Origin of the sequence: Ornithinibacillus caprae (assembly GCF_009728145.1) — a bacterium.
GTDB classification, from domain to species: domain Bacteria; phylum Bacillota; class Bacilli; order Bacillales; family Amphibacillaceae; genus Ornithinibacillus; species Ornithinibacillus caprae.
On the sequence record NZ_WOCA01000002.1, the window covers coordinates 395,098 to 420,548 of the forward strand.

Genomic DNA, 25,451 nt, shown 5'->3' on the forward strand with positions numbered 1-25,451 from the left:
ATCCCTTCTATGGATTAGAATGATAAACTTCTTGACGACCGGTTTAATTTTAATGGTTGAAGCAGTTCTTGTTCCTTTGCACGTTTGTCTATTAAACTTGTAACTAAATGACCAGTGATTGGAGCTAGGGCAATCCCATCCCCTTCATGTCCAGCTGCAATAAAAAATCCTTTTACATCTGGTGCTTCATCGATAATGGGGAGTCCATCTATTGTATAGGGCCGAAATCCTACCATCGTGCGGATGATACGAGTGTTTCTTAGTGCGGGGGCTAATCTGCTAGCATGTGCTGCAATTGCTGATAGGACCTTTGCATCAACTGATTTATGGTAGCCATTAAATTCTCTACTCGCCCCAATTAATACATTGCCACTATCGGTTTGCCCCAACGAAAGTCCAATACCGAATGGAGGTGGGTTTTGGGCTTCATTATGTTTGGCGGTGATGTATTGAGAGCATAGAACATTCCCAAAAATGGTTGGCTTTAATTTTTCGGTAATAAGAATGGCACCACGACGTGGCATAATCGTAAGGCTCACACCAGCCATTTCGGCTATTTTAGGAGCGAATGGCCCAGTTGCATTGATGACGATTTCTGATGCGATAGATCCATTTGTCGTTTGAACCCCAGTTACTTTTTGGTTTTTGGTGGTAATGTTGATTACAGCGGTGTGTGGTCTGATTTCTGCATGATGGCGTTTTGCTGCCTCTGCAAATGCTTGGGTTAATAAAAGTGGGTTTACTTCGGCATCTTCCTTACTATATGTTGCTCCTACAATGTGATGAGATAAACTAGGTTGCCTTGCAAGTGCTTCATTTCGGTCTAGAAGCTTAACATCGATTCCAGCTTTTTGCTGTTTTTTTACAAACTTTTTCATAACTTCTAAGTGTTCTTCCTGTTCGATCACAATCATTCCGCCATTTGGTTTGAATTCAATGGATGCACCCAGTTCTTCTTCTAGATTTTCATAGATGCTTCGACTCTTTTTTGCTAGTTGGACAGGGAAACCAGGTTTCTTTGATTGTAAAAAAATTGCTTTATCACATGCAGCCGATGTCTGCGCACCAATCTCTCCTTTTTCTAACAAAATAACGCTTCTACCAGTTTTTGCTACGTAATAAGCAATCGAGGTACCGATAACTCCACCGCCAATGATTATGGCATCTGCTGTTTCCATTGGTCAGATTCCTCCTTGGCTGGAAAGTTTTGATCCCATAACTGTTGTACCTTTTTTCGTCCTTGTTCAATTTGTGGATGAAAATGGAATAGGGAATCATTTCTAGTTAGGCGTAGCTGTTTTTGTGCTTTCTGAATGGCAGGTTTTACGTTTTTAAGTAATCCCATTCTTCCACTAATTGCTGTTCCAGCTAATTTCCCCTGTGCGATTGCAACCTTGGCGCTTTCGATTCCAGTGATATTGCCAGCGACAAAAATTCCTTTTTCGGTTGTTTCCATTTCTGCATTATGCAGTGGAATATGTCCGCCAAGCTCTTTCATGTATGCCATTTTACAACCAACTAAGGTTGCTAGCTCCGTGAGTGGATATAGACCGCCAGATATACATACGCAATCGACTTTGATAGTTTTATTTGCTGTCCTTTTAATGGAACCATTTGGGGAGAGATTGGCTATTTTTATTTGCTCGACTTGTTGTTCACCTTCTATTTCTAAAATTGTTTTTCTGAAATAAAGAGGAACTCCTTGAACGTTTATTCCAAATGGTAGATGGGTTGAGAGTGTTTGAATGAACGGCTGTTTAGCCATTTTTGCAAATCCTTTGAGCCATGGATTTGGAGCTAGATGTGCCAGGGTAGACAAGTAGGAAATGGTTTGCTTTGGGTTTGATTTTTCATGGGAAAATTTACTTGCTGGAGGTTGGAAAATTCCTATTACATGGATGCCTGCTAGCTTTAATTCATGGGCTACAGTAAGTGATAGTGGATCGATTCCAATTATGGCAACTTTATTTCCTGGTTTTACACGGTGATAGTTTGCTAGTGTTTGTGCAGCACCAATTGCCATAGCACCAGGCTTTGTCCATCCAGGAATGGGAATAGCTTTTTCTGCTGCACCAGTAGCGAGTAGGATGTTTTTGGTGCTTAATTCTTCACCGGTGTTTAAATTAACTTTCCAGTGTGGGAAAATTCCCCAAACTTCAGATTCTTGGAAACAAGTGATTGGAAGTTGTTTTATTTTTTCATCCATCATTTTGGCTATATCTTTCCCAATCCACCATTCGTTTGATTTCGGGTCCTTATATAGTTGGCCCAATAGCTTTCCACCAGGTATTGGGTTTTCGTCTATGATTGCAACCTTTGCACCGTTCATAGCAGCTTGGATTGCTGCGCTCATACCAGCTGGTCCTGCCCCGATTACTACTAGGTCATAATTCGTATGTTTCATATGCGTTCGCCACTTTCTGATTCGATAAACATGTTGTCTTTTACTGGTGTGATACAAGCACGGACATGATGGGTTTTGTTTACCGTGACTCGACATTCATAGCAGTGTCCAATCCCGCAATATATACCACGTGGCTGTTTTTGTTTTTCTGTGTGGCGAAGGATTCGAACATTGTTTGCGAGTAATGCAGCAGCAATGGATTCTCCTTTATATGCGGGATATTTGTTACCGTTAAAGGTGATAGATATGGGGTGTTTTTCTAACTTCCCTAGAATCGGATGTTCAGTTATTCTCATGTGAAAAATCCTTTCTGTTAGTGGCTAATTCCGATAATGTTAGTGGACGAGCTGGGATGCTTGGGGTTAGGCTAGGTAATTCTGGAATTGGTTGATTGGTTCGTATTGAAATGAGTTGTTCGATGAGTGGTCGACAGGTTCTTCCTTGACATATTCCCATGCCAGCCCTTGTTTTGAGTTTCAATTCCTTTGCGGTTTTTGTTCCATTTTCAATTGAGGTCAACAATTCACTTAGTAGAACCTCTTCACACCTACAGATGATTATATCTTCTATAATTTGATTACCTCCAAACTGTATAATGTTTTGATTGACTGGGCTTGGTCCCCCTTCATTCATTATATGAAGCCGAACATGAAAACATGAAACCGATTCAATTCGAGGGGTGCCTGTCACTTGTCGATTTTCGACAAGTGACAGGCACCGACAAAGTGCTATACTTATAGGTAGTTTACATTGAAGGGGATTTTTTCATGCTGGTGTTAAGATTGATCGAAACGTTTGTGATTGCTTTTATTGGCGGATATATATTTTATTTACTTGATTTTCCGTTGCCGTGGGTGTTGGGAGCATTAACACTCGTAATGCTATGGCAAGGATTCATGAAAAGGAACTTACTGGTGCCGAATGCTGTTAGAGATGCTGGATTTATCATATTAGGAATTTATTTTGGATTATATTTTACAAAGGATACTTTTCAAACGGTTATTCCATATTTTTTGCCATATGTATTACTAACTATCGTCTTAATTGTTGTATGTGTCGTATTAGGATCAATCGTTTCTAAGTGGATTAAAGTTGATCAAACGACAAGTGTTTTTGCCTGTATCCCAGGCGGACTGTCGGAAATGGCGATTGCCAGTGAAGCACTGAAAGGGAACTCATCCTTAGTCGTTATTTTTCAAACCGTTCGTTTGATTGCAGTATTATTTATGATTCCACCTGTCATGACCTTAATTTTTAGAGATGGGGGAAGCTCTGGTACGAATGTAGTTGTCGGAGAGATTTTCAATGGAAGCTTATGGAACTATGGGTGGTTTATTTTGCCAGTTATTGCAGCAGTATTCATTCGAGATAAAATTCCTGCTGGTATTATTATTGGAGCACTTGGAATTACCGCTGTAATGAATGTAAGTCCGATTGAGCTAGCATCAGTGCCCTCGATTGTCATGAATGGTGCGCAAATAGCGGTTGGTGCTAGTCTTGGGAAGAAGATGATTTTTGAGGATTTAAAAGTAGGTGGAAAATATATTTTCCTTTACTTTGGTTTAGCAATAACCATTATTGCCGTTTCATTCGGACTTGGTGTGGCACTAGCGAATTTTACAACGCTAAATTACCCAACAGCTATTTTATCTATTGCACCGGGAGGATTTTTCGAAATGGTATTAACAGCTTACAATGTCGGGGGCGATGCTGCTGTAGTAAGTGCACTACAATTAGTACGGGTATTATTAATCGTTTTATGTGTCCCGCCAGCATTGAAGTGGTGGTTTGAACGAAATAGAAAAAGAACGAATCTAGGTGATCACCACTACCACCGAAGTTCGACAAATTTCGGGGAGTGACAGGCACCGACAAATAAAGGGGGAGTTTTGATGAGTGGTTTGGGTTGTCCTAATTGTGGGGCGGAGTTGTTTGAGGATTTTGAAGAGAGGATGGAGCAAACGAATGATGGTGGTGTGATGATGGATACGTATCCTGCTTATGTGTGCGCTGATTCTTGTGGTTTTTCCATTCGGATCGATTCCTTGCCTAGGGTTATTGCACAGCAAGGTGAGGAACGGCTTTTGTTACTTTATTCCAATATGCAGGGCAGAATAATGGATGTGCGTGATTCGGTAATATGGCCGCCTATGCATATCGATGCCTTACTAGCTCGTGGAGGATGGGAAGATTATGTAGGGAACCACGATTTAGAAAAGTTACTTGCACAGGCTCGTGACAGTCGTTCTGCTTATCTGGAGCCACCGAATTTATTTACATATGCAACAAGTGAGTTGTCTCAGGATGCATTCTTATGCTGGTTAATGTCTTGGAGTGAGGAAGCTTATTCTGCACTAGATCACCAGCTACATGAAGTAGCGATAGATTTTATCTCTGAGATTTTTAGGTTACATGATCTGTCTACGCCTCCAATTGAATCCATTGAAATAGAGCGACAGTTCAATGGATTGGATATATTAGCTGTTATTAATAACAAATATGCCATTTTAATAGAAGATAAAACATTTACGAAAAACCACTCCAATCAGTTGGAACGGTATAAGAAAAATGTTCGAGCGGTGTATCCGAAGTTAAAGCAATTACCAATCTACTTTAAAATTGCAGATCAAAGTAATTACCGTTCTGTTGAAGAAGCAGGTTATATTCCATTTCAACGTGAGCTGATGATGAGGATTTTGAAAAGAGGGATCGATAGTGGCGTTAAAAATGCTATTTTCCTAGATTACTATCGACATGTAGAGCGGTTGGAAAATAGTTACCGTTCGTTTAAGAAGAAGCCAGTTAAAGAGTGGGGAGCTATGGCGTGGCATGGATTTTACCAGGAGGTACAGAAGGAATTAGCTGGTAATTGGGGGTATGTTCCTAATTATTCTGGTGGATTTTGGGGATTTTGGTGGAAATCAAGGTGTTTGACCGAACAAAGGTATTATTTACAGCTTGAGCAGGAAAAATTGTGTGTTAAGGTAATGGTTAAAGAGGATGAAAATACTAGGGAAGTCCGTCAAGAAGCTGTGAAGGAAGTTCTAGAACAATCAAATGTTTATCAATTAGGTCTCCAAAAACCAGCAAGACTCGGTACCGGAAAGACCATGACTATTGCCGAACGGAAGGGGTATATTCAAGTTGATCCGCATGGAATAGTTGATATCGAGCGTACTATTAAGGAACTAAAGAGGTACTAATAGTGAAAGGGGAGAGGAAGAGTTATGGGAAAGTTCTATGATGTTGCTATTATTGGTGCTGGTTCCATGGGAATGGCAGCTGGCTATTTTTTGGCAAAACAAGGGAAAAGCACTTTGCTACTCGATGCCAATGATCCACCGCATGCAAATGGCAGTCATCACGGAAGCACGCGAATTATTCGACATGCATATGGGGAAGGGCGTCAGTATGTTTCCTTAGTTTTACGGGCTCAGGAACTGTGGGAAGCGTTAGAAAAAGACAGTGGAAATCGAATCTTTGAAAAAACAGGGGTACTAGGAATAGGGGATGAGGATTCTGCTTTTATAAAAGAAACAATAGAAAGTGCGCATCAGTACAAACTACCTCTAGAGGTTTTAAGTGCGAATGAAGTAAAGAAAAGATGGCCAGGGATTCAGGTTCCCAATCATTTTGTAGGGTGTTTTGAGCCTAATTCTGGGTTTCTATATAGTGAGGAATGTATTAGGTCTTACCGGAAACTTGCCTTAAACCATGGTGCTGATTTAAAAGTGAATACAAAAGTTGAACAAGTAAATTCGGTAGATGGGAAGGTTGAAATAATAACGAATCATAATGAGACTTTTTACGCTCAAAAAGTGGTTGTGTCAGCAGGGGCATGGGCTTCGAAGTTGTTGGCAACCATGGATTTACCATTACAACCAACAAGGAAGACGTTTGCTTGGTTTGATACAAAGTCCGATTCGTTTGATCATCCTAAATTTCCTGCGTTTTTCTTTGATATTGGAGAACGGTTGTATTATGGCTTCCCCAATATAGATGATGCTGGATTAAAGCTCGGAAGACATGATGGTGGGCAAGATACAGATCCAGATGAAGTAAATCGGGTTTTTGGGAGCTTAGCATCTGATGAGGGAGATTTGCGGGAGTTTCTAGATGAGTTTATGCCACAGGCATCAGGAAAAATTAATTATGGAAAGGTTTGCTTATATACGAAAACCACTGATGATCACTTCATTCTCGATCATCACCCTAAAAATCCCAATATAATAATTGCAGCAGGATTTTCTGGTCATGGCTTTAAATTTAGTAGTGTGATAGGAGAGATCTTGAGTCAGCTTGCCATGGAAGGAAAAACCGAGCATGATATTTCCCTGTTTAGGTTGGGAAGGTTTAACAAATGAGGTGCCTGTCACTTGTCGAATTTCGACAAGTGACAGGCACCTGTTTTTCTGTTTAGTTTTGCAAATTTTAATATTACATTTTCTGAACGTTGGAACCCCTTACTTTATTGTTGTTTTCGTACTATAATGTGGTCAAAGGTTAATCCTTTTATTATTTTTAGTGCAATGCATTGCAAACTTGTTTTGTGAAAGGATCTTTGATGTGGTATTAGATAAAAGACGCGCGTACTTATTATCTGCACTCATGCAAGAGTCTGAACCAGTTCATGCTAAGGTTTTATCCAATCAAATGGGCGTTTCTCAACGCACGATATATTACGATATGGAACAATTAAATAATTGGTTAGTCGACCAACAGTTAGAACCAGTTCAAAACATTTACGGTAAAGGTTTTTGCCTTCCAGATCAATCTAAATTTAAGTTGGCGGAGCAAGGAATACAAATTAAAAATGAATATGAGTATCAGTTTTCAGAACAAGAACGAATATTGCTGTTTATCGTGAAAATATTAACTACTGATACCTATATAACCATGAATGAGTTTATAAAATTATCGCAGATGAGTCGAGGAACAGTTGTTAAAGATTTACAAAAAGTAAAGGAGCATTTGACTGAACATGATCTAGCATTAACTTACTCCAGGTCGTATGGCTATCAAATTACAGGATCAGAGGAAAGTAAACGAAAGCTATTATCACATGTGCTTACTTATACCTTATTAAACAAAGAGACAGAGGTATTTCGGATAAAGATATATAGTATGATTTATCCTAGCTCTGTTTACAAAGATCATGATGTTCAAGAGAGAAAAGTGATTCTAGAGATTATTAATCAGGCTGAAAAAGAGCTTCGTTTTACCTTGACAGATGAAATGGTGGAGATGCTTTCCATTCAATTAATGGTTGTAATGAAAAGGGTTAATGCACATCAAATGGTTAGAATTGATCCGGAAGAAAAGAATGTTCTGCGGCAGTCTACGTACTATCATGCAGCACAGCTAATTGCAGAAAAATTGTTAGCTCAATTTCAAATAGAAATACCAGATGATGAGATATGTTTTGTGACGATGCATTTATTAGGGTCGAAGGTACATCATGATGATTTAAGTAATTATTCCGAAAGAGAGCTTGCTGGATTACAAAAGGTTGTAGAAAGAATGGTCTCTGATTTCCAAAATAATGCTTGTGTCATTTTTGATGACCGAAAAGGACTAGAGAAGAATTTAATTTCACACATAAAGCCTACCTACTACAGGTTGAAATACAGTGTGAAATATTCAAATGATTTTACAGAAAGTATTAAACAAAATTACCCTGATATTTTCCACTTTACAAAGCAGGTCATGTTTCATTTAGAGTACTATGTTGGAAAACCTATTCCTGATTATGAGATTGCATATATTTCCTTGCATTTTGGTGGCTGGTTAACAAAAGAAAAGAAGCAAGTAAATGTTAAGTATAGAGCAATCATTGTTTGTGAAAACGGGATTGGTACTTCTAATATGCTGAAGACACAATTGGAAGGTTTAATTGCCGGATTAGATGTCATTTCCATTCAATCCATCCGTGAATTCCATGTGGAGCATGAAAAGGTAGATGTTATATTTTCTACCAATTATATTATGGAAAAAGATATTCCAGTCATTCATGTCCCAGCAATTTTGTCCAATGTAGAAAAGGAACGTATTCTGCAACAAGTCAATGAATTATTTGATTTAGATACAGAAAAGCAGGATCAATTGGGAGAAATGATGACAGTAATTGATCGATATGCTTCGATACATGACAGGATTGGGCTAAGGTCAGCTTTATCCGAAGTTATTAAAGAACGTAAACAACAAGCAAAGGAGGTTCGAAAACCATTGCTCAATGAATTATTAACAGAAAAAACGATCCAGTTTAGAGAGAGAGTTTCAAACTGGGAAGAAGCTATCCGAGCAGCGGCTGAGCCTTTGGTATTACAAAAAGCAATTCGCCCTGAGTATGTTCAAGCGATGATCGATAACATACATGAACTTGGTCCTTATATCGTAATCGCCCCAAACATTGCGCTACCACATTCAAGGCCAGAAGCAGGTGTGGAGCGATTAGGAATGAGTTTTCTAAGATTAAAAGAGCCTGTATATTTTTCTGAAAAAGAAAAACATCGTGTACAGCTTATCGTTGTTTTAGCAGCAATTGATAATGAAACACATTTAAAAGCATTGTCTCAGTTAACAGAGATATTATCCAATGAATCTAATGTAAAAAAGTTAATAGATTCAGAGAAAATAGAAGAAGTTTTAGAGATTATTAATCAAATTAAATAAAAAATTTATTAAGGGGGATTTGTCATGAAGAAGATTTTAGTAGTTTGTGGTAATGGATTAGGAAGTAGCATGATTGTTGAAATGAATGTAAATGCAATTTTAAAAGACCTAGGAAAAGAAGCAGATGTTTCTCATACGGATCTTGCAACGGCAAAATCTGAACAAGCTGATGTATATCTTGGATCTGAAGATATTGTGGAAAGCTTAGAAGATGGGAAGAAAAATGTTGTGAAATTAAAGAATCTAATGGATAAAAATGAGTTGCGAGAGGCTTTAGAGAATAATCTCTAATCATCTTTATTTAAAAAATGAAGGGAGAGTTTATGAATGGTAGATTTAATTATGAATGATGTCTTAGGGACACCGGCGATTTTGGTTGGAATTTTTGCCTTAGTTGGTTTAATTGCTCAGCGCAAAAATATTGCTGATGTAGTTTCTGGTACATTGAAAACGATCATGGGTTTTGTGATTTTAGATGCTGGGGCAAATGTTATCGTTTTGGCATTAGGTCAATTTTCTAGTATGTTTAATGAAGCATTCAATGTAGATGGGGTAATTCCTAATAATGAAGCAATTGTGGCAGTTGCCCAGCAAAGTTTTGGAACTGAAACGGCGATGATTATGTTATTTGGTATGATTGTAAATATTTTACTTGCTCGTTTTACGCCGTATAAGTACATTTTCCTTACTGGACATCACACGATGTTTATGGCGTGTATGATTGGTGTTATTTTAACAACTGGAGGAATTACTGGGGTAACTATGGTAGTTGTTGGATCTATTATTCTAGGTGCTTTAATGGTATTATCTCCAGCAATGTTACAACCATTTACTAGAAAAATCACTGGTTCTGATGATTTTGCAATTGGACACTTTGGTTCAATTGGTTATTTTGTATCCGCTTTAGTAGGTAAAGCAGTTGGGAAAAATTCAAAATCAACAGAAGAATTAAAAGTACCTAAATCGCTAGGATTTCTACGTGATACATCCGTTTCTGTATCATTAACCATGGTGATCTTATTCTTCGTTGTTGCGGCATTTGCTGGTCCAGCATTTATTGAATCTGAGTTAAGTGGTGGGCAAAACTTTTTAGTATTTGCTTTCTTGCAAGGGTTAACATTTGCTGCTGGTGTGTACATCATTTTAGCAGGTGTTCGAATGCTATTAGGTGAAATTGTTCCAGCGTTTAAAGGGGTTGCAGATAGGATTGTTCCAAATGCAAAACCTGCACTAGATTGTCCGGCAATTTTCCCATTCGCAGGAAATGCGGTTATAATCGGTTTCTTATTTAGTTTTATTGCGGGATTAATTAGTATGTTCCTATTGCCATTATTTGGCTTGAAAGTAATCGTGCCAGGTTTAGTACCTCACTTCTTTACTGGGGCAGCTGCTGGGGTGTTCGGTAATGCAACTGGTGGACGTAGAGGTGCTGTCATCGGTTCGATGGCGAACGGATTTTTAATTAGTTTCCTACCAGCATTGCTGTTACCTGTTCTTGGTACACTAGGATTTGAAGGTACAACCTTTGGGGATGCTGACTTTGGTGTAGTCGGTATCGTTCTTGGAAATCTTATTAATCTAATTCAGTCAAATCTATTATTCATTGTTATCGCATTAGCTTTAATTGCTGGCTTATTCGCATTAGGTTGGAAAAAAGTACAAAAAGTAGAAGAAGAAACAAAAGCAGCATAAAACCAGATATAAAAAACACTTGGTTTACCTATTAGCGTAGGAACCAAGTGTTTTTTGGTTTTAATTCGAGTGGTGCCTGTCACTTGTCGAATTTCGACAAGTGACAGGCACCTTATTTTTCATAAAGTTCAATTGGTAATCCATCAGGGTCAGGAAAGAAGGTGAATTTTTTCCCTGTTGTTGGATCCATGCGAATTGCTTCTGCTACAATCCCATGTTGTTCTAATTCTCCAATAGCCTCGTCAACAGAATCTATTTCAAATGCTAAATGACGTAGACCTACCGCTTCTGGGTAACTAGGTCGATTTGGTGGTGAAGGAAAAGAAAATAATTCGATTTGATAGGCGTCTCCGAGTGCTAAATCTAATTTAAATGACTCTTTTTCTTCACGATAAGATTCTCCAACAATTTGCAATCCTAATACCTCTGTATAGAATTTCTTTGATTTTTCATAGTCTGAACAAATGATGGCGACATGATGAATTTTTCGTAGCTTCATAGACTTCTCTCCCTTCCACTCGGCTCCATTAAGACAAGTATACCGATAGATTTGATTGATTACTAGAGAAGAAGTATCTTTTATAGATCCGACATAGTTCGAGGTTTTGCAGGTACTTGTAACTATCCTATGCATAGAATGAACTAGTACGATATGTGATAGTTTGAGATATTATGATGTAGTTTTACATGGTTCGATAGGAAGTGTTCATTTCTTTTGTTGGTTAATGTATAAAAATGTAAGCAATGTAACTTATTTACTACTTAATATTTGGTGATTTTATCCGATTTAATCTTTCGAATTTTTTGTTAATGTGGGTACAGATAGATAAAAGACACCGTTTTAGTAGTCAAATTTTCATACGAAGAAAGGATAGGTGATAGTGAGGAAAATAGTAGTTTGTATCTTTTTAACTGGATTTGTTTTCCTATTTACAACGATTTTTACCCATGCTCAAAATGGGAACAATCTATTAGATCTCTACTTAAATAAACTAGAAGGTCTTTTAATGGAAAAGAAAAATACGTTAATAGATCTATTCGAAAATCAAAAAAATTTGTCTGATCGACGTCATGAAGAATTACTAGCCTTCTATAAAGAAATAGGTAGAGAAAAAAGCAGGAATGTAACCAATTATCAGCAAGACTACCTTTCTCGTATTGCAGAAACTAGGGACATCTTGGGAGAAAGAAACCTCGAAGATTTTGAAGAAGGAAAAAAACAAGAACTTCGTGAGGAAATTGGACAAGATGTAAAGCAGTATCTGGAAGAGTTATTACAGGAATAAAAAAATGAGAGGGAGTTTTGGAAATGAAATTAGGTTTAGGAACGGTGAAGGGAAAAATTGTTGCAGGAGTTTTAGCTGCTGGTGTGATTTCAGGAACAGGGGTTGTATTTGCCAATACTGATGCGGGAGAAAATTTAAGAGAATGGTATAACAGTATGTTTAACCAATCTGTTGCAACTATTGAAGAAGACGTAACGGCTTATGGTGAGAGTCAATTACCTGGATTACTCGAAGAATACGAAGGGTTGAAGACAGATGCAGAGCTGGATATTGATTTAACAAGAGAACTAGAAACAAACGAGTCATTAAATGAAATTTTGGCAGCTAAAATGAGTCATATTGAGTCATTAGATGAGGAGCAACAGGCAATCTTAGAAAGTATCGGTGCGGAATACTATAACGTGTTTCTAGATGGTTATTTTGAGATCCAACGATTACAAGCTGAAGGGCTGGCATATGCCACAAATGACCTAACAGATTTTACAGATGAGGTTGGACAAGAAGCAGTTACGCAAATGACTACGGACTTAAACACTGCTAGAGATGAGGCGGTTACAGAATTGGAGGATGCTATTCGTGAAGCGAAGGAGACTTTGACGGCAGAGATCGAAAACCAAGAAGAAATCACTACAAGAAACTTGATGAATCAAATTGATTGGCATATTGAAGATTTACGTGATGAGGTACAAGACTTATTGACAGGACTTGTAGAGGAGCAGCAAGCCATCATCACAGCTGCTGCACAAGAGTTGGAAAATGATGCTTTGGAAGCTTTAGATGAAGTAGTTTCCGGTATCAACGAGTAAAAGTAAAATCCCCACCGCCTTTGTGGTGGGGAAATTTCTATGAAGGAGGTAAAGGTAAGATGCAAGAGAAAATGCGGAAGATTGTAGTTGGAACTCTTTTTTTAATCATAGTTGTTGGAGGTAGTTTTACAGTTGTGTTTGCCGATCAGGATATCGGAGCAATGTTAACCAATTGGTTTGATCAGAAAACGGATGAATCGATCGGAGAGATAGAGAAAGTCATTTCGCAAGAGCAGAAAAAACAAACTGATCGTTTAAAGGAAGAGTTGCAATTAGCGATTGAAGCGGCGGAACAGGACTTAAATGAGTTTGTGCAGATGGAAAAAAATCAGCGGGCAGAAGAATTGAAGCGTTACTCAGATGAATTAATCAAAGAAATAGATATCGATAATGATGAGATAGAACAGGAAATCTTGGATGAGTTCGATCGTATATTGAAACATGCGAAAGAAGAAATGGAACAAATTTTAGAGGAAGTAGAGGACAACGGGGGAAATAGTAATGACTAAGGTACAAGAGGCAAACCTAGTGGATGCTGCTTTATCTCAGGAAAAGGATGCATCTCGTGATAATCGTTCTAGTGTGATGAGCTGGATTATGTTTACGGTGTTGATCGTAGGGGTCTTTTTGTTATTTAGGTTTGTCATTGGTTTTGCTGTCATAGCAGGGAATTCCATGAATCCAACCCTTGAAGATAACGATATCTTGTTGACGAGTGGAGTATTCTACACTGTGGAGCGGAGCGATGTCATTGTTTACCGAGATACAAATGGTTTCGATGTGATCAAACGGGTGATTGGAATGCCAAATGAAACAGTAGAAATTAAAGATGGCGTTGTTTTTGTTAATGGTACTCCGTTAGAAGAAAACTATGTCACAGGGATTCCTAATGATATGCCGAAGAAGGTGGTTAATGAGGGAAGTTATTTTGTGATTGGTGACAACCGACAACCAGGAGCAAGTTTGGATAGTAGAGATAAAGATGTAGGAACGATTTCAGATGCTCAGGTACAAGGAAAAGCAATTCTATCTATCTTTCCATTTGGAACGATGAAAGATTCGGCGAAAATCGAGGAGTGACAAGTAACAAAACAAGTTAAACATAAGTGGACGACAAATAACGACAAATAACGACAAGTGACAGGCACCTGTCTATTAATGTGACACATTTGACTTTTAGTATATCCTATATTAGGATTATGTATGTCGATTAGGATGTAATGAGTGTGTTTAGTAGATTAAGAGTAACACATTATTATTCATTACTGATTACATTCATGTAAGTATAAATTATAAACCATGAATAACATAAAGGAGTTTTTACAGGGTGGAACATTTACTAAAAGGTTTTCTTAACGTAACAGAAAAGGCTACTGTAGCTACTTTACCTTGGGTTGGTAAAGGAGATAAAAATGAAGCGGATCGTGCTGCTGTAACATCAATGCGAGAAAACTTGAGGCAACTTGATATGCAAGGTGTAATAGTAATCGGTGAAGGTGAGATAGATGAGGCACCGATGCTATATATTGGTGAAAAAGTTGGCAATGGAGAGGGTACTGCGGTTGATATTGCAGTAGATCCCATTGATGGAACCACCCCGACGTCAGCAGGAAAAGATAACGGTATAGCGGTAATAGCTGCAGCTCCTAAAGGAAGCTTGCTACATGCACCAGATATGTATATGGAAAAATTAGCTGTAGGACCAGAAGCCGCTGGGAGAATTGATATTGAGGCTCCTTTAGTTGATAATTTATATCATGTTGCGAAAGCAAAAGGTAAAAAAATGTCAGAAATGAATATCTTTGTTCAGGAGCGACCTAGACATGAAGAGGCTGTTCGTATAATGAAAGAAGCCGGTGCTACGGTGCATTTGTTCCGTGATGGTGATGTTATCCGTGCGATCACGCCAAGTATGGGGAATATGGATATGGATATGTTTTATAATATTGGCGGTGCACCTGAAGGCGTTCTGTCAGCAGTTGCAATAAACTGCCTAGGTGGAGAAATGCAGGCGAGACTATCATTTAGAAATGATGAAGAATATGATCGTTGCCTGAAAATGGGGCTTGATAATCCTAAAGCAGCCTTAAGACATGATCAATTAGTTAGCTCTGAACAAGGGTTATTTATTGCAACAGCTATTACAAATACCTTGTTCCTAAAAGGTGCGAACGAAGATGAAGACGGACTTGTAACGGAAAGCTTAGTAATAGATGGAACCACGAACGCCTGGAGGAAAGTTGCAACCAATCATTTAGTTACTGTATAACACAATGAAAACAACCTCGAATGGAAAATCCATTCGAGGTTGTTTTGTGTTCGACAAATTTCGAGGAGTGACAGGCACCGATTTCATTCCATTTCAAAGTAAATATGATAATGGTTCTGACAACCTTCATTAAATGATGATTGACATGTTGGGCAGGTGTTTGTTTGTACATATTCTGTAATAGTGAGTTCGGTTTTACAGACACCACATAATATTGCCTGCTCGTCAAACTCCTGTTTCGGCCATTTAATTATGCTATGGCCTTCACTTTCCTGATGACATTTATAGCATGGATAATATTTATTACAGCATTTAAATTTAATCGCTACAATATCATTTAGCGAATGATAGTGAATACAACGTGTTTCTTCATCAATAGTTGGCCCGTATACTCTTGGCATAAACCATCCTCCTTGCTAGTCTGTGTCGTAATTACTACTTAGTGTACTACAAACTAAAAGCTAGTAGGAGGAGAAACCTCTATTCGACATTAAACGACAAATAACGAGGAGTGACAGGCACCATAGGAATATAGCATTAGTTAAAGGTGTAGTTTTGATAAAGGTCACTTGCTATGGTACTTGGGTTACCGAAGAAGAATCGTTCGTATTGAGTTTGCCGGGTGGCGAATGGACTCATGGTCAGGTCCCAGGCTCGTCGAAAGAGTTCCACTCGATCTTTTGCAGGATGTTTGGCACTTTGTAAATACTGATCAAGATCTTTTCGAATGGAGGATTCAAAATCCGACTCAGTTGGGATAGTAACCATTCCACTTGCCCCTAGAAGCTGGATGATTTCGATAAGCCTAGGATAGATCTTTGGAAATGTGCAGCTAGCTACTTGTAATGAAGTTAAATCAGGTCTCATTAAACCAAACTCATCAACTGCAGCTTTGGTTTCGGCCTGTAGAAGGAGTGCCTTCATTGTCTCGATCGCAATAATAATTTCAGCCATTTTTTCATGAACATGACCGTAACCACTAATATCAATGCTTTGCACGATTTCCTCTGTAACACTTGCGATGAATTCTAATTTTACTATTTGCCTATTAATCACTTGATGCAAGGCAAATGGACGGAATGCACTTTGACTTAAAAAGCTATTTGCTACTTGGATATTTTTGTAGAAAAAAACTCGATCCCAAGGAACTACAACTTTATCAAATACGACTATCGCGTCCATTTCTTCAAAACGGGAGCTTAACGGATGATTAAATTCCCTATCTCCAAGAGCAAAGGACTCTCTGCAAATAAATTTTAAACCGTTCGTATCGGAAGGAATGGAAAATGCAAATGCATAATCGGGATCATTAATGCCTCCAGGGGAAATCACAAGAATTTCATCTGTCATTCCACCTTGTGTGGCTAATAGTCTAGCACCTTTAATAACTAGACCATCATCGATTTCATCTATAATTTTGGCAGCTATCGGTTCATCAGTTTCCTCTAAATAAAAGGGTGAACGATTGACTTGTGGATTAATAAACGTATGTGTGAAGGATAAATCCTTTTCCCTAGCTAGTTCATAAAAGTTTATGAGATTTTCAGGAAAACAGTTTTCTTTTCCTTCTAATAAACTAGCAGAAGCAGAAAGCGCCATTAGAATGCTATTCATATAATCTGGACTTCTACCGAGCATGCCATGATTTGTTTTAGCCCACTTTTGAATCATTTGACTCCGTTTTATAAGGTCATCCTGCGTTTTTGGTTGTTGGTATGATATTCCGATTTTATTACCAGTTTTGGGAGAAGTGTAGGTCATGACGTCTATTAACTCAGGGTCGTGCTGTAAATCATAAAGTGCTGCTTGACTTTTTATTGCCCCCTTAAAGGCAGCGTGCTCTGAAATTTCCCCGGTTAACGGCTCTCCGTTATACCAAATAGTAGTTTTTAACTGATTGATTCGCTCGATATATTCATTACCTGATATAGCAGGCATCTATATCCACCCCTAATAGTTGTAAAAAACCTTATATACCAATATATTTAGATACCAGCAAATCGTACCTTGTCATCAAGAAAAAACTATTCGAAAATAACCGTTGTTGACAGGATTCGACAAGTGACAGGCACCTGTCGAAAATGGTACATTTAGGGTAGTGAGTTTTTATGTATGGGGGGATATTTATGGTTATGTATAATGAGCCGGTTTTTTTGGAGCCTGTTTTGCAGGAGCGTATTTGGGGTGGAAAGAAGTTACGTACAGAATTTAATTATTCGATACCTTCTGACCAAACCGGTGAGGCATGGGTGATTTCAGCTCATCCCAATGGACCTAGTAAAATTAAAAATGGTTTTCTTGCTGGGAAGACATTGGAAGATGCTTGGCAGGAGTACGGAGAATTATTTAATAAGAATACGGAAAATAACGAGGCATATCCATTACTTGTAAAAATATTGGATGCGAATAGCGACTTGTCTGTTCAGGTTCATCCAGATGACCATTTTGCTCGTGAAGTAGAAGGACAACCATATGGGAAAACGGAATGCTGGTATGTGTTAAGTGCTGAAGATGGTGCGGAATTAGTTCTAGGACACCACGCACAAACAAGAAAAGAGCTTGAACACATGATGGAAGCTGGTGAATGGGACCGACTTCTAAAGCGAGTAAAAGTAACAACTGGTGATTTTGTATATGTACCAAGTGGCACGATTCATGCTATTGGAAAAGGAATCGTCATTTTAGAGACACAGCAAAGCTCTGATATTACCTATCGTGTCTATGATTATGATCGCACGGATGCTGCTGGAAATAAGCGCGAGTTGCATTTGGAACGTTCTAAAGAGGTCACAACAGTTCCGCACCAGGATGCAAAAGTTAATCAACGTGTAGCAGTAATTAACGATTTAACTTCGAAAAAGTTAGTAGAAGAAACGTACTTTACAGTTTATCATTGGCAGCTAAGTGGAAAGGCCTCATTAGCAATGGAACAGGACTTTTTACAAGTAAGTGTTATAGAGGGAAATGCAGAAATAATAATGAATGGTAAAAGTTTTCCGATAGAAAAAGGGACTCATTTTGTGATTCCCCATGGAATAACATCGTACGAAATTACGGGAAATGCCGAAATGATTGTATCACATGAATAATTTTTCTTAACCGGAGGGGATTTCTATGCTTGTTGGTGGAATAGAAGCTGGAGGAACAAAATTTGTATGTGCTGTTGGTGATACTTCTGGAAAAGTTGTTGATAAAATTTGTTTTCCAACACGGGACCCAGAAACTACGCTAGACGAAGTGCAACACTTCTTTGCCAAATATGAAATAAGTGCAATTGGTGTCGGTAGCTTTGGACCCATTGATTTACGTCGGGATAGTAACACCTACGGAACTATTTTGAACACCCCCAAAACAAAATGGAAACATTATGATATACTAGGAAGGTTGGAGCGAGATTTTTCTGTTCCCGTTTTTATTACAACCGATGTAAATGCTGCTTGTTTAGGGGAATACAAATATGGAGCTGGAAAAGATGTAAACAGTTGCTTGTACATAACGATTGGTACAGGAATTGGTGCTGGATTCGTACATGATGGGATCATTTTTCAAGGGAAAAATCACCCTGAAATGGGCCATATTTTTGTTCCCCAACATAAAGACGATGATTTTAAAGGTGTCTGTCCATATCATGGAAATTGTTTGGAGGGTCTTGCTTCTGGACCGGCGATTGAACAGCGTTATGGTAAAAAAGGCCATTTACTAAGTGATGATCAGCAGGTTTGGGAATTAGAAGCTTTCTATATAGCGCAGGCTATCGTGAATTACACAGTGATGCTATCACCAGAACGGATTATTTTAGGTGGCGGTGTGATGAAGCAAGAGCGATTGTATGAGCTAATACGTAAATATTTTATGAAGCAGATGAATGAGTATGTACATGTCGGTAATATAGATGAATTTATCGTTGCCCCTAAACTGGGTGATCATCAAGGAATAGTTGGTGCTTTTGGGTTAGTTGATGGTGTGGATTGAGTTTAGGATAGCCAACGTGTTTACGTTTTAACCACAAGGATAAGCAGATAGGAGACTGGTTATGTATCAGATTCAAACGTTTGAGGAGCAATCCTTTACGATGTATCAACTAAGTAATGCAGATGATAGTGCTTGGGTGACTATTTGTCCAGAAAGAGGTGGAATCATCACCTCCTTTGGTGTTGATGGGAAGGAACAGCTTTATATAAATAAAGAGACGCTATATGATCGTAGTAAAAATATTCGTGGTGGCATTCCGATTCTGTTCCCTATTGCTGGACAACTAGAGGAAGGGAAATATGAATGGGATGGGGAAACATATAATATGCCAAATCATGGTCTAGCTCGAATATATCCTTGGGAAGTGGTAGAGAAGAAGCAGGATGAAACACAAGCATCCATTACCGTTCGTTTTGTAAGCAGTATTAGCACGAAAGCAGTATATCCATTTGATTTTGATGTGTTATTTACGTACACGATTCGTGCGAATGAGCTTTTGATTGAACAAAGTTTTGGAAATGTATCAGACCAAGCAATGCCGATGTATGTTGGACTCCATCCTTATTTTAAAGCCAGTCAGAAAAATGTTGTGTTGAAGACAGATACTACGAAATTATTTGATTATAGTGATGAATCGGTACAGGATTTTCAAGGTAGCGTAGACATGGAAAATCGCAAGGAATCCGTTGTATTACTTGATGCAAAAGCGCGTAAGGTTTCGATGGAATTAGGAACTGGACAGGAAGTTCATATGGAAACCGGGGCAGAGTATAAGTACACAGTTATATGGACGGAAAAGGGCAAAGAATTTATCTGCGTAGAACCCTGGATGGCAATGGCGGGGGAATTGAATCGAAAAGAAGAGCTCGTCATGATTGAACCAAAAGAAACCCTCGACACATTTGTAAGATTTAGAGTAGAATAAGGGTGCCTGTCACTTGTCGTAAATTGTCGAATAAATGAATGGTAAACTGTTAATGTGTTGGGGAAATTCCCTCAAGGTATTAACAGTTTTTTTTGCAGATAGGAAATTATAAACTTTCCTATCCTACATTAGTGTAATTATGGCATTCATCTTAAGGGCTTGGCGAATGCCAAGTCTGCTAATTTTTTGGAGATTGCTAAAGGTTGTCTAGATCAAGTTTTATTAGGTTTTAGCATTTTAAAAAGCAAGCGGAATAATAGAAAGTGGTTTGAAATAATTTAAGATGGGGTATATCCTATTTATAGGAGGTGATTGGCAATGGGGTGAAAATCATAATGTTATACTGCAAAAAAACTGAATAATAAAAATTTAATGGGGGTAAACATGAAGAAAGTATCAAGTGTATTTTATGTTACAGTATCATTAGTCATCATTGCAGTTTTTATCGGGGCAATGTTTCCCGAGTTGTCAGAACAGGTAACCACCAACATTAACGCATTTCTATCCACGACATTTGGTTGGTACTACATGTGGGTAATGACCTTCCTGATTATCGTTTCCATTTTCATTATCTTTAGTCCATATGGAAAGATTCGCTTAGGAAAAAATCATGAACGACCTGATTTCTCTACATTAACATGGATTGCTATGTTGTTTTCGGCAGGATTAGGTATTGGGCTTGTGTTTTACGGTTCAGCTGAACCACTATTCCACGCATTTTACGATGCTCCATTATCAGAACCAGGTACGGAACAAGCTTTCAAAGAAGGGCTTGCTGTTACGTACTTTCATTGGGGAATCCACGGTTGGGCAATGTACGGCATTGTCGCTCTCGCACTAGCTTATTTCCAATTTCGTAAAGATGAACCTGGATTGATTTCCGCAACATTAAAGCCGTTGTTCGGCGATAAAATGAATGGTCCTTGGGGAAAGTTAATTGATATCCTTGCAGCGTTTGCAACTATTTTTGGTGTTGCAACATCACTCGGTTTTGGTGCTGCGCAAATTAATGGAGGTTTGTCTCATCTTTTTGGAATTGAAGTTAGTTTTCCTACACAATTTGTTATAGTACTAGTTGTAACGGTATTGTTTTTAATTTCTGCATGGTCGGGCTTGAGTAAAGGAATTAAATATTTGTCAAACGCCAATATGGTAATCGCGGTATTTCTATTTATAGCGGTTATAACGGTTGGACCGACATTATTGATTTTAAATATGTTTACTGAAACATTTGGAATTTACTTGCAAAACATCGTGAATTGGAGTTTCCGTACGGCTTCCTTAGAAGGAGATAATCGTGCATGGTTAGATGGATGGACTATTTTCTACTGGGCATGGTGGATTGCTTGGGCACCGTTTGTTGGAATGTTTATTGCTCGAGTTTCTCGTGGTCGTACAATTCGTCAGTTTATGGTTGGTGTGATCGTTGTACCAACATTAATTATTGGTATTTGGTTTGCAACATTTGGAACAACAGCTGGTGATGTACAACGTAGTGGAGCAATTGATTTAACTCAGTTTTCAACGGAAATGGTATTATTCAATATGTTTGATCAATTACCAATTTCAGGTATTTTATCGTTGCTTGCAATTCTACTAATCTTTACATTTTTCATTACATCAGCAGACTCCGCAACATTTGTATTAGGGATTCAGTCTACCCATGGCTCATTAACACCACCAAATCAGGTTAAAATTATTTGGGGTCTAGCGCAGTCATCGGTTGCATTAGTTCTACTATATGTAGGTGGACTGACAGCATTGCAGAATACCATTATAGCTGCAGCATTTCCATTCTCGTTCGTTATGATCTTAATGGTGATATCCTTATTAAAAGCATTAAATAATGAAGTACAGACAGCTAAACGAAAGAAATAACTAAGAAACGGTCTTTGAATGTGTTTGTCGGTGCCTGTCACTTGTCGAATAAGTGATAGGCACTATTTTTTGGATAAATTAAAAAGTATAAAACATTCCTATTCTGCATAAGTGTAACTAAGGTATTTGTCATAATGGCTTGGGATATGCAAAGTGTTTATGTTTGATTATGCATGAACAGTGTTCGTCCATGTATAAGGATGAAAATAAAAAGTGGAGGCGAAGCGAATGGAGTCCATAGTATTAGCTATAGTGGCATTATTTTTACTTATTATAGGATTGAAGATTGCTAAAAAGGCTATCAAAATTCTTTTATTTATTGGAGCAATTATTTTAGGATTATATCTGTTGAAAGACTTTTTTTGATGTAAGTTGAATGGAAGATTGTTATCCGGATCGTAAATAGTGCATAGGATATGTCATTACTGTATAAAACAGGGTTAATATAATCATTATTTCCCGGGGAATAATTTGTCGAACGGTAAATTAGAATAATATATTTAGGTTTAAGTTTCATAGTGTTACCTGCTATCTGGTTAGATAAAGTAATTATTGGCAATAATATCTAGTAAAATTCCAAGGTTATTGGACGTTTTACTGGAGGTTTCCTATGAAAAAATTAATCACGATAGCAGCTCTTTGGATAGTTGGATTGTTTATTATAATTGGATACGATTGGATTTCTACAGCACCGGAATCATCGGATAATAACATGGATTCCATTTATAAGAGTGTCAGTGAAAAGGTGAAGAATAAAATGCAGGATGTACTACCACCTACAAGAGATTATGAGGATAAACCAAATTTACAAGGCGATTCAAGGAAGCATATTTTATTTATAAGTACAGATGAGCAACACACGATTAATGACTTGGGGGCTATTCTAGTATTAGACCCTGTCAAGGAAGAATTCAATTTGATTCAATTGGCTGAAGAAGGAATAAATCTTTCAAGTATTGAAGGACTAGCTGTAGATGATACACAAGAGGCAATTGAGGTTGTTGAATCGGAATTAGATTTGGAAGTAGATCATTTTATAAAACTAAATGGGAATGTACTACCTGAGATGATAGATTCAATGGGAGGAATAACGATAAGTTCTTCTCAAGGGGATACAGATGCTAGTAAAGAAGAAATTCACCTAAGTGGTGAGGAGACGATGGAATTCATTCTATCCGGGAATCAAGGATCATTAGCTGAACTAGAACAAATGCAGCGTCAAATGTTGGTAACGGAAGCTGTGATGGAAGAATTAACAAGTTCTATGTCCCTCCAATTGGCGACTACGATGTTTAGTGCAGTAGGTGACAAGATAGAGACAGACTTAGGGTTGGGTGATTTATTGGGGATGTTTTGGACATATGCACGAATGGAAGAAGAATTAGAATCAATACCAGCTAATGGTGATGGAAATAACTAGAGCGTCTTTGAATTCGACAAGTGACAGGCACCTGTCGAAAAGATATGAAATTAATGAAATAGGTTTAAGATGATAATTTAATGCGATATGGATGGAAAAATTTCATATGGTGGGATACGAACTTTGATTTTAAAGTGATTTTACTTTCATAAAATGAGTTTTTAGCATTTAGACAATTATCTCCGTCTCAAATATTATCTTAGGAGAGAGGAGGTGAAAGTTAAATGCCAAGAAATAGACGAGTTTGGATACCTGAATATTTCTATCATATCGTATGCCGTGGAAATAGGCGGGATCCGCTTTTTAGAGAGGATAGTGATTTTCGCATCTTTCTGTACCTGTTACAACATGTAAATAAAGCAGCCCCTTTTGAGCTTGCCTCGTACTGCCTCATGACAAATCATTTCCATCTACTTCTGCGTTCTAAAAACCAACCTACTTCCAAAGTGATGTCGCTAATTAATAAACGGTATGCCGATTATTTTAATAATAAATATGATTTAACCGGCCATGTGTTTGAAAAACGGTATTTTGATAAGTTGATTGGAGATCGGTATGGAGTTTTGCGGATCAGTCAATATATTCATCTAAATCCGGTCGAAGCTGGAATTGTACAGAAAGCGGAAATGTATCGTTGGAGTAGTTATCGTTATTATTTGTATACTGCCGACGAACGTTTGTTGAGTATGAATACCATTTTGGAAAGCTTTCCAGGCGGAGAATTAGAAAAAAGAGAACTATATCGTCAATTCACAGAAGGAGAAGATATAAGATTAGAAATGGAAAGTGAATATAAATAGGTGCCTGTCACTTGTCGAATTTCGACAAGTGACAGGCACTACTCGTTTTTGGCACTACTCGCCTTCTTAAACTTCCTTCCCATCAATAAATACTTGTTCTGCTTTGTTCCTTAGGTCAAATGGATTGCCTGTCCAAATAACAAAATCTGCGTCTTTTCCAACTTCAATAGACCCAACGCGGTGAGCAACACCGATATGTTTAGCTGCATCTAGAGTGAGAGCTTGAAGTGCTTGTTCTTCTGTAATTCCACCTCTAATTGCATGAACTGCGCTAGTCACTAAGTACTCAATTCCTACAACTGGGTGATCCGTCGTTATAGAACATGATATTCCAGCATCCAGTAATGTTTTTATCGTTGTCCAGCCTTTGTCTTTGAGCTCTACTTTCGAACGTGTAGACATGGTTGGACCAACTGATACACGCACATCTTTGTGTTTTGCGATATAATCTGCGATATGATGACCTTCTGTGCAATGTTCAATCGTAATATCAATATCAAATTCACGTTTGATGCGGAGAATTGTTAAAATATCATCTGCTCGGTGCGCATGAACGCGTAATGGAATTTCTTTATTAATTACTTTTGCTAGATTTTCCAAGTCTAGCTTTCTTTCGTTTTGATCTCCATTTATGTAATTTTGCGTTTCAATTAGTTTTTCACGAAGTCGTGCCGCAACGCCCATTCGTGTAACAGGCATTTTTCCTTTATCTCCATGAACTCTTTTTGGGTTCTCTCCCATTGCAGCTTTCATACCAGAAGGTGATTTAATAACCATGTCATCAACAATATGGCCAATAGTTTTTAAAACAACCATTTCTCCTCCGATGACATTAGCACTTCCCGGCATGACTTGAACGGTAGTAATACCTGATTTACGAGCATCTTCAAACCCCTTTTCCATTGGATTAATCCCATCTATTGCTCTTACTTGGGGAGTAATTGGGCTACTTGTTTCATTAAAATCACTACCCTCTTTGCCTACGCCTTCCTCAGCTACACCTAAGTGAGTATGTACATCGATAAGACCAGGTGTAACAACCTTTCCAGCCGCATCGATTACTTGGTAGCTAACAGGTATATTTGTATCGTCTGTTATCTCTTCAAACTTTCCATCCTTAACAAGAATCGCTTTGCCCTCTAATTTTTTACCTGTTCCATCATAGATCGTTGCATGTTTAATCACAAGCATAACTAAATAAATCCTCCTAATTTTTGGAAGGTGCCTGTCACTTGTCGAATTTCGACAAGTGACAGGCACTACCCATTTTTTGTCATTATACCATTGATAAGGGAATGTATGGTTTGTTAATGCTGAATAATAGTGG

At 38.1% G+C, this 25,451-nt stretch carries 26 protein-coding genes; 18 read left to right on the forward strand and 8 right to left on the reverse strand.

Going from position 1 to position 25,451, the window contains the following annotated elements; all coding sequences use genetic code 11:
* Positions 1 to 14: 14 nt before the first annotated feature.
* From GMD78_RS04605 to GMD78_RS04620, 4 genes are read right to left on the reverse strand one after another with little or no spacing between them, the layout of a single operon-like run.
* Positions 15 to 1,178 (reverse strand): NAD(P)/FAD-dependent oxidoreductase, encoded by a 1,164-nt coding sequence (locus GMD78_RS04605; protein WP_155667550.1) that lies wholly within the window; start codon positions 1,176 to 1,178, stop codon positions 15 to 17.
* Positions 1,157 to 2,404 (reverse strand): NAD(P)/FAD-dependent oxidoreductase, encoded by a 1,248-nt coding sequence (locus GMD78_RS04610; protein ID WP_196493724.1) that lies wholly within the window; start codon positions 2,402 to 2,404, stop codon positions 1,157 to 1,159. Before GMD78_RS04610 ends, GMD78_RS04605 begins: the two co-directional genes overlap by 22 nt.
* Complete coding sequence (locus GMD78_RS04615) at positions 2,401 to 2,700, reverse strand: (2Fe-2S)-binding protein (RefSeq protein ID WP_155667552.1); 300 nt, start codon at positions 2,698 to 2,700, stop codon at positions 2,401 to 2,403. Before GMD78_RS04615 ends, GMD78_RS04610 begins: the two co-directional genes overlap by 4 nt.
* Positions 2,687 to 3,037 carry a (2Fe-2S)-binding protein gene (locus GMD78_RS04620; protein WP_155667553.1) on the reverse strand — a complete coding sequence of 117 codons (351 nt, stop codon included), beginning with the start codon at positions 3,035 to 3,037 and terminating at the stop codon, positions 2,687 to 2,689. Before GMD78_RS04620 ends, GMD78_RS04615 begins: the two co-directional genes overlap by 14 nt.
* Positions 3,038 to 3,171: 134 nt before the next feature.
* On the opposite strand from GMD78_RS04620, the gene GMD78_RS04625 reads away from it, so the two are divergent.
* The 6 genes from GMD78_RS04625 to ulaA all read left to right on the forward strand — a co-directional run bounded on the left by GMD78_RS04625 (position 3,172) and on the right by ulaA (position 10,768).
* Entirely contained in the window at positions 3,172 to 4,266 is a 1,095-nt protein-coding gene (locus GMD78_RS04625; protein WP_155667554.1) for an AbrB family transcriptional regulator, read from the forward strand.
* A 30-nt stretch (positions 4,267 to 4,296) separates the two neighbouring features.
* Positions 4,297 to 5,607, forward strand: coding sequence for a PD-(D/E)XK nuclease family protein (locus tag GMD78_RS04630; RefSeq protein ID WP_155667555.1), 1,311 nt, complete (start codon positions 4,297 to 4,299; stop codon positions 5,605 to 5,607).
* A 24-nt stretch (positions 5,608 to 5,631) separates the two neighbouring features.
* Positions 5,632 to 6,768 (forward strand): N-methyl-L-tryptophan oxidase, encoded by a 1,137-nt coding sequence (gene solA / locus GMD78_RS04635; protein WP_155667556.1) that lies wholly within the window; start codon positions 5,632 to 5,634, stop codon positions 6,766 to 6,768.
* A gap of 202 nt (positions 6,769 to 6,970) precedes the next feature.
* The gene (locus tag GMD78_RS04640) at positions 6,971 to 9,076 is read left to right on the forward strand and encodes a PTS sugar transporter subunit IIA (protein ID WP_155667557.1); all 2,106 of its coding nucleotides are present in this window, start codon (positions 6,971 to 6,973) and stop codon (positions 9,074 to 9,076) included.
* A gap of 24 nt (positions 9,077 to 9,100) precedes the next feature.
* Positions 9,101 to 9,367 (forward strand): PTS sugar transporter subunit IIB, encoded by a 267-nt coding sequence (locus tag GMD78_RS04645; RefSeq protein ID WP_155667558.1) that lies wholly within the window; start codon positions 9,101 to 9,103, stop codon positions 9,365 to 9,367.
* Positions 9,368 to 9,403: 36 nt separating this feature from the next.
* On the forward strand, positions 9,404 to 10,768 hold the full coding sequence (gene ulaA / locus GMD78_RS04650; protein ID WP_155667559.1) for a PTS ascorbate transporter subunit IIC: 1,365 nt from the start codon (positions 9,404 to 9,406) through the stop codon (positions 10,766 to 10,768).
* A 112-nt stretch (positions 10,769 to 10,880) separates the two neighbouring features.
* On the opposite strand, the gene gloA2 is transcribed toward ulaA, so the two are convergent.
* Positions 10,881 to 11,267: an SMU1112c/YaeR family gloxylase I-like metalloprotein gene (gene gloA2, locus GMD78_RS04655; protein ID WP_155667560.1), complete on the reverse strand. Its 387-nt coding sequence runs from the start codon at positions 11,265 to 11,267 to the stop codon at positions 10,881 to 10,883.
* Between the two features lie 382 nt (positions 11,268 to 11,649).
* Here gloA2 and GMD78_RS04660 point away from each other — a divergent pair, with 382 nt between their 5' ends.
* From GMD78_RS04660 to glpX, 5 genes are all read left to right on the forward strand, one after another.
* Positions 11,650 to 12,054 carry a hypothetical protein gene (locus GMD78_RS04660; protein ID WP_155667561.1) on the forward strand — a complete coding sequence of 135 codons (405 nt, stop codon included), beginning with the start codon at positions 11,650 to 11,652 and terminating at the stop codon, positions 12,052 to 12,054.
* A gap of 23 nt (positions 12,055 to 12,077) precedes the next feature.
* Positions 12,078 to 12,860 carry a hypothetical protein gene (locus tag GMD78_RS04665; RefSeq protein ID WP_155667562.1) on the forward strand — a complete coding sequence of 261 codons (783 nt, stop codon included), beginning with the start codon at positions 12,078 to 12,080 and terminating at the stop codon, positions 12,858 to 12,860.
* 59 nt (positions 12,861 to 12,919) lie between these two features.
* On the forward strand, positions 12,920 to 13,369 hold the full coding sequence (locus GMD78_RS04670; protein ID WP_155667563.1) for a hypothetical protein: 450 nt from the start codon (positions 12,920 to 12,922) through the stop codon (positions 13,367 to 13,369).
* The gene (gene lepB / locus GMD78_RS04675; RefSeq protein WP_155667564.1) at positions 13,362 to 13,940 is read left to right on the forward strand and encodes a signal peptidase I; all 579 of its coding nucleotides are present in this window, start codon (positions 13,362 to 13,364) and stop codon (positions 13,938 to 13,940) included. The genes GMD78_RS04670 and lepB overlap by 8 nt, the downstream gene beginning before the upstream one ends.
* Positions 13,941 to 14,187: 247 nt before the next feature.
* The gene (gene glpX, locus GMD78_RS04680; protein ID WP_343042118.1) at positions 14,188 to 15,129 is read left to right on the forward strand and encodes a class II fructose-bisphosphatase; all 942 of its coding nucleotides are present in this window, start codon (positions 14,188 to 14,190) and stop codon (positions 15,127 to 15,129) included.
* An 83-nt stretch (positions 15,130 to 15,212) separates the two neighbouring features.
* Here glpX and GMD78_RS04685 read toward each other — a convergent pair whose 3' ends face one another.
* Positions 15,213 to 15,530, reverse strand: a complete 318-nt coding sequence (locus GMD78_RS04685; protein WP_155667565.1) for a CHY zinc finger protein — start codon at positions 15,528 to 15,530, stop codon at positions 15,213 to 15,215.
* A gap of 136 nt (positions 15,531 to 15,666) precedes the next feature.
* The gene (gene hpaB, locus GMD78_RS04690; protein WP_155667566.1) at positions 15,667 to 17,067 is read right to left on the reverse strand and encodes a 4-hydroxyphenylacetate 3-monooxygenase, oxygenase component; all 1,401 of its coding nucleotides are present in this window, start codon (positions 17,065 to 17,067) and stop codon (positions 15,667 to 15,669) included.
* Positions 17,068 to 17,261: 194 nt separating this feature from the next.
* On the opposite strand from hpaB, the gene manA reads away from it, so the two are divergent.
* The 7 genes from manA to GMD78_RS04725 all read left to right on the forward strand — a co-directional run bounded on the left by manA (position 17,262) and on the right by GMD78_RS04725 (position 24,124).
* Positions 17,262 to 18,218 (forward strand): mannose-6-phosphate isomerase, class I, encoded by a 957-nt coding sequence (manA, locus tag GMD78_RS04695; protein ID WP_155667630.1) that lies wholly within the window; start codon positions 17,262 to 17,264, stop codon positions 18,216 to 18,218.
* A gap of 25 nt (positions 18,219 to 18,243) precedes the next feature.
* The gene (locus tag GMD78_RS04700) at positions 18,244 to 19,101 is read left to right on the forward strand and encodes an ROK family protein (protein ID WP_155667567.1); all 858 of its coding nucleotides are present in this window, start codon (positions 18,244 to 18,246) and stop codon (positions 19,099 to 19,101) included.
* Between the two features lie 61 nt (positions 19,102 to 19,162).
* Complete coding sequence (locus GMD78_RS04705) at positions 19,163 to 20,026, forward strand: aldose epimerase family protein (protein ID WP_155667568.1); 864 nt, start codon at positions 19,163 to 19,165, stop codon at positions 20,024 to 20,026.
* A 384-nt stretch (positions 20,027 to 20,410) separates the two neighbouring features.
* Entirely contained in the window at positions 20,411 to 21,904 is a 1,494-nt protein-coding gene (locus tag GMD78_RS04710; protein WP_155667569.1) for a BCCT family transporter, read from the forward strand.
* 228 nt (positions 21,905 to 22,132) lie between these two features.
* On the forward strand, positions 22,133 to 22,270 hold the full coding sequence (locus GMD78_RS04715; RefSeq protein ID WP_155667570.1) for a hypothetical protein: 138 nt from the start codon (positions 22,133 to 22,135) through the stop codon (positions 22,268 to 22,270).
* A gap of 244 nt (positions 22,271 to 22,514) precedes the next feature.
* Positions 22,515 to 23,324 (forward strand): LCP family protein, encoded by an 810-nt coding sequence (locus GMD78_RS04720; RefSeq protein WP_155667571.1) that lies wholly within the window; start codon positions 22,515 to 22,517, stop codon positions 23,322 to 23,324.
* Positions 23,325 to 23,548: 224 nt separating this feature from the next.
* Positions 23,549 to 24,124, forward strand: a complete 576-nt coding sequence (locus tag GMD78_RS04725; protein WP_155667572.1) for an REP-associated tyrosine transposase — start codon at positions 23,549 to 23,551, stop codon at positions 24,122 to 24,124.
* Positions 24,125 to 24,190: 66 nt separating this feature from the next.
* Here the strand turns inward: GMD78_RS04725 and GMD78_RS04730 are convergent, their stop codons facing one another.
* Positions 24,191 to 25,315, reverse strand: coding sequence for an amidohydrolase (locus tag GMD78_RS04730; protein WP_155667573.1), 1,125 nt, complete (start codon positions 25,313 to 25,315; stop codon positions 24,191 to 24,193).
* Between the last annotated feature and the right edge of the window lie 136 nt (positions 25,316 to 25,451).